3 protein-coding genes and 1 pseudogene are annotated in these 4743 nt (G+C 65.5%); 3 read left to right on the top strand and 1 reads right to left on the bottom strand.

Annotation, left to right across the window (positions count from 1 at the left end; translation table 11 throughout):
* The 3 genes and pseudogenes from JOZ00_RS10590 to JOZ00_RS10580 all read left to right on the top strand — a co-directional run.
* Positions 1–335, top strand: a pseudogene (locus JOZ00_RS10590) (TetR/AcrR family transcriptional regulator); the annotation flags it as partial.
* Between the two features lie 231 nt (positions 336–566).
* On the top strand, positions 567–1415 hold the full coding sequence (locus tag JOZ00_RS10585) for a mycofactocin-coupled SDR family oxidoreductase (RefSeq protein WP_293343483.1): 849 nt from the start codon (positions 567–569) through the stop codon (positions 1413–1415).
* A 10-nt stretch (positions 1416–1425) separates the two neighbouring features.
* Positions 1426–2268, top strand: coding sequence for an SDR family NAD(P)-dependent oxidoreductase (locus JOZ00_RS10580; RefSeq protein WP_293343470.1), 843 nt, complete (start codon positions 1426–1428; stop codon positions 2266–2268).
* On the opposite strand, the gene JOZ00_RS10575 is transcribed toward JOZ00_RS10580, so the two are convergent.
* A complete protein-coding gene (locus JOZ00_RS10575) occupies positions 2265–4694 on the bottom strand; it encodes a CoA transferase (protein ID WP_293343468.1) in 2430 nt (809 codons plus the stop codon). The two genes, JOZ00_RS10580 and JOZ00_RS10575, sit on opposite strands and share 4 nt — an antisense overlap.
* Between the last annotated feature and the right edge of the window lie 49 nt (positions 4695–4743).

The following is a 4743-nucleotide window of genomic DNA, read 5'->3' as shown; positions in this document are numbered from 1 at the left end:
AGGTCGCCGTGCAGCTTCTATACGAGGCCTCCCGCCCCGACCCGACGGCCAAGCGGCCGCTGTTCACCGACTTTGCCCCCAGGTTGCTGGTCACGCACCCATCCGAGGTCAAGATCGCGCACGCGCCGTTACTGACATTGCTGACTGAGCTGATGGAAGCCGCCGACGAGGCCGGCGTGCTGCGCACGACCATCAACGCCAAGCGGGTGGCCGCCATGACCATGCAGACGGTCATGTTCATCGCGCAATCGAGCGGCGGCAATGACGACGCGACGGTCCATCCCATCACCGCCGAAGAGGTATGGGATTTCTGCTCACGCGGATTCGTCGCGTAGCGCAGATCACCTCGCCTTTCCCAGCTGAGCAAATACCGCACTTCATTTGCTCGTGAGAATGAGATTCTCTAATATCTAGAACCACAAGTAGCCGAAACGGATCCGTCATTGACACCTTTGGTGGGTAGTGACAGAGTTCATCAGGCGGCAAGATCCGCGCGAGCCGGGGACGCGTTGCCGGCCCGTTCTCCGCGCAGGAGTGCCGATCAATAGTCAGGAGTTGAGGTAGCCATGGCGGGACGTGTTGAGGGGAAAGTCGCTTTCGTCACCGGGGCGGCGCGCGGTCAGGGCCGCAGCCACGCGGTGCGGTTGGCGCAGGAGGGTGCCGACATCATCGCCGTCGACATCTGTAAGCCCATCCGCGAAGGCGTTCTGGACACCGCGATCCCGGCGGCGACCCCCGAGGATCTCGCCGAGACCGCCGACCTCGTCAAAGGACACAACCGCCGGATCTTCACAGCGGAGGTCGACGTGCGCGACTTCGACGCGCTGAAAGCCGCGGTGGACGCCGGCGTCGAGCAGCTCGGCCGGCTGGACATCATCGTGGCCAACGCCGGAATCGGCAACGGCGGCGAGACTTTGGACAAGACCAGCGAAGAAGACTGGACAGAGATGATCGACATCAACCTGGCCGGGGTGTGGAAGACCGTGAAAGCCGGTGTCCCGCACCTGATCGCGGGTGGCAATGGCGGTTCCATCATCCTGACCAGCTCGGTCGGCGGGCTCAAGGCATACCCGCACACCGGTCACTACGTCGCCGCCAAACACGGCGTCGTCGGACTGATGCGCGCCTTCGGAGTCGAGTTGGGACAGCACATGATTCGCGTCAACTCGGTGCACCCCACCCACGTCAAGACGCCCATGCTGCACAACGAGGGCACCTTCAAGATGTTCCGCCCGGATCTCGAGAACCCGGGCCCCGACGACATGGCTCCTATCTGCCAGCTGTTCCACACGCTGCCGATCCCGTGGGTGGAGCCCATCGACATCAGCAACGCGGTGCTGTTCTTCGCCTCCGACGAGGCCCGCTACGTCACCGGTGTGACCCTGCCGATCGATGCGGGTAGCTGCCTGAAATAAAGTCCGTCCTATGGACGGATTCCTCACAGATTTCCAGGGACGAGCGGCGGTCGTCACCGGCGGTGCGAGCGGTATCGGTTTCGCCACCGCCACCGAATTCGCGCGCCGAGGCGCGCGCGTGTTGCTTTCCGATGTCGACCAGCCCGGCCTGGAGCAGGCGGTAAATCGGCTGCGCGGTGAGGGATACGATGCACACGCCGTTCCGTGCGACGTGAGTCGTCTCGACGAAATGGTTCACCTGGCCGACGAGTCCTTCCGGCTGCTCGGCCAGGTCGACGTCCTGTTCAGCAACGCCGGCATCGTTGTCGCGGGTCCGATCGCGCAGATGACACACGACGACTGGCGCTGGGTGATCGACATCGACCTGTGGGGGTCGATCCATGCGGCCGAGGCGTTCGTGCCGCGACTGATCGAGCAGGGCACCGGCGGCCACATCGCCTTCACCGCGTCCTTCGCCGGCCTGGTGCCCAACGCCGGCCTGGGAGCCTACGGCGTCGCCAAATACGGTGTCGTCGGCCTGGCAGAGACGCTGGCCCGCGAGCTCAAGGGCAACAACATCGGCGTATCGGTGCTGTGCCCCATGGTGGTGGAGACCAAGCTGGTGTCCAACTCGGAGCGAATCCGCGGCGCGGACTACGGACTGGCGTCCTCGTCGGAGGAGGCATTCGGACCGCTACCGGCGCAGGACGAGACGGTCGGCGCCGACGACGTGGCCCGGCTTACGGCGGATGCGATCGTGGCCAACCGTTTGTATGTCCTGCCGCACGAAGCCGCCCGGGCCTCGGTCCGCCGCCGGTTCGAGCGTATCGACCAAACCTTCGACGATCAGGCCGCCGAGGGCTGGAGCCACTAGCCCGAAGCGCGCATCGCCGGCTCGGTGCCGATGATCCCGTCGGCTTCCAGGTCCGCGATCTCAGATGCGGTCAGTCCCAGCTCCGCCAACAGCTCGTGGTTGTGCTGCCCGAGGACGGGTGCGGGACTGGTGTGAAACACCTTGGGCCCATCCGACATCCTCATCGGCACGGTGCTGAGCCTGGCCGTGCCGTTCACCGGGTGGTCGACTTCCTCGAAGAAACCTCGATGGGCCAGCTGTGCGAGCTCCGTTTGCCGGTGGGGTTGCATCACCTTCGCCACCGGCACGTCGGCATCCCACAGCGTGGCGACGATGTCGTCCGCGCCGCGGTGCTCACACCAGGCGGCCAGCCGCTCGTCGATCAGATCCTGGTGCGCCCGCCGCCCGGCCAGGTCGGACAGCCTGGGATCGGTTGCCCAGGAAGGTGATCCGAGTGCGCGACTCAGCCTCTCCCACTGGTCGTCGGTTACCACGGCGATCGCCACCCAGCTGTCGAGCCGACCGAATTCGTCGATATCGGCGCTGAGGTAGAGGTTCTGCGGCGCGGCTGTCGGGCCCCGGTTGCCCGCCCGGTCGAGCAGTGCGCCGTACGCGGAGTACTCGATGATCTGTTCGGCGGAGATGCTCAGCGCCGCATCGACCATCGCCGCTTCGATGAACACACCCTGGCCGGTGCGGCGGCGGTGCTCGAGCGCCAGCAGCAACGCGTTGAGCGCATGGATGCCCGCGTTCGGATCGCCGATCGAGTACGGGTCGTACGGGGTGCGGTCGGGGTAGCCCGTCAGCCAACTCAGGCCGGACGCGGCTTCGATGACATACGCGAACGCCGGATTGTCCCGCCACGGCCCGTCCAGGCCGAAGCCCGGCATCCGCAGCATGACCGCGTCGGGCTTAATCGATTGGACCGCAGCGAAATCCAGACCAAGCTGGTCGAGCACCCGGGGCGTGAAGTTTTCCGCGATCACGTCGCACGTCGCGATCAGCCGGTTGAGTAGTTCCCGGCCGCGCGGATGCTGCAGATCCAGCGTCAACCCCTTCTTGTTGGTGTTCAGCGCCGAGAATATCGGCGACTTCTCCCACCACTGGGGTTCGGTGATCGGCACGCCGGCGATCAGCCGGGTCCCGTCCGGCCGCCGGGTGGACTCCACATGAATGACCTCGGCGCCCAGCATCGCCAAATAATGAGTGCAGCAAGGACCGGCCCAGAAGGTTGTCATGTCGATTACCCGGATGCCGCTCAACGGCAATCGGTTTACCGGTCCAGTCGGCGCGGGGCGGGGCATCGGACTTGCCGCCCGATAGGCCGCGGTGTGCTCGCCAAGTCGCGGCGCCGGTTGCGGGTGGCGAAGCTGTGCAGGCCGCATTCGATAGGGAAACCCCGGCTGCTCGAAGCGGCCGCCGGGGTTGCGCACGAAAGAACCACGCTCGGCAAAGTGGTCAAGCCCTGTGACATTGGCGCCGTTGGCCACCGGCGCATTGGGAATCCGGAATGCCGACGCGAGCTCACGTACCTCGTCGACGGTGTTGCGCTCGAACCATGCATAGATCTCGTCAGCGTTGAGGGTCGCCTGTTCGGTGATCGTCATCGGCGATTCCTCATCGATCCACTCGGGGTGGCCGACCATCGCACAGAGGTCGAACCACTGCTGCGCCGTCCCGCAACCGACATCCACCAGTCCGTCTTTGGCGCGGGCCACACCAGGGACCGTGACTCGCCGGGTGTCCCGCCACGGCCGCCCGTGCATTTCGAAGTAGGTGACGGGATAGTAGGTCAGCGAGAGGATCTGCGTCTCCAGCATCGACAGATCCAGGAGTTGTCCTGCACCAGAGCTGATTTGGCTGCGTCGCGCCGTGAGCATGGCGGCGCTGGCGTAGACACCGGCGAGGTATTCCCCGGCCTGTCCGCCGACAAATACGGGTGCGCGGTCTTGCTCACCGCGCCCCAGCCCCACGATCCCCCCCGACCATGCCTGCAAGGTGAATTCGGTGGCCGCCCGATCACGCCAAGGACCGTCCAGGCCGAAGGGGGTCAGCGACATGACGATGAGGTGCGGGTGCCGGCTGCACATCTGCGCGGGTGAAAAGCTCTGCTGCTCGGCTGTTTTCGAGCCAGATGACCATACCACCGCGTGCGCGGCCGCCAGCAGCGTGTTGACCAGATCGACGTCGTCGGCATTGCCGGGATCGGCGACGACACTGTGCTTGGACCCCGCCAGAAAGCTGAACAACGCGCCGTCGCCATCGGGCGGTATCCCGGCGCCCGAGGCGGACCACGAACGCAGCGGATCACCTTCGGGCGGCTCGACTTTGATGACGTCGGCGCCGCCGTCGGCCAACAGCTTGGTGCAGTAGGCGCCCGCGATGCCGGTGGACAGATCCACCACCGTATAGCCGGTCAGGGGCGGTTCGATCCGGGGTTGCGCCACTAGTGCTTTCGCTTCGATTTGGCGGCCTTCTTGATGCGCCCTTTCTTGC

The organism is Mycobacterium sp. (genome assembly GCF_019243155.1).
Classification (GTDB): Bacteria; Actinomycetota; Actinomycetes; order Mycobacteriales; family Mycobacteriaceae; genus Mycobacterium.
This window is presented reverse-complemented; position numbering and strand designations above follow the sequence as displayed.

Bases quoted from the DNA above. Each gene is read 5' to 3' on its own strand.
- JOZ00_RS10580 (WP_293343470.1), top strand. From the start codon at position 1,426: ATGGACGGATTCCTCACAGATTTCCAGGGACGAGCGGCGGTCGTCACC.
- JOZ00_RS10585 (WP_293343483.1), top strand. From the start codon at position 567: ATGGCGGGACGTGTTGAGGGGAAAGTCGCTTTCGTCACCGGGGCGGCG.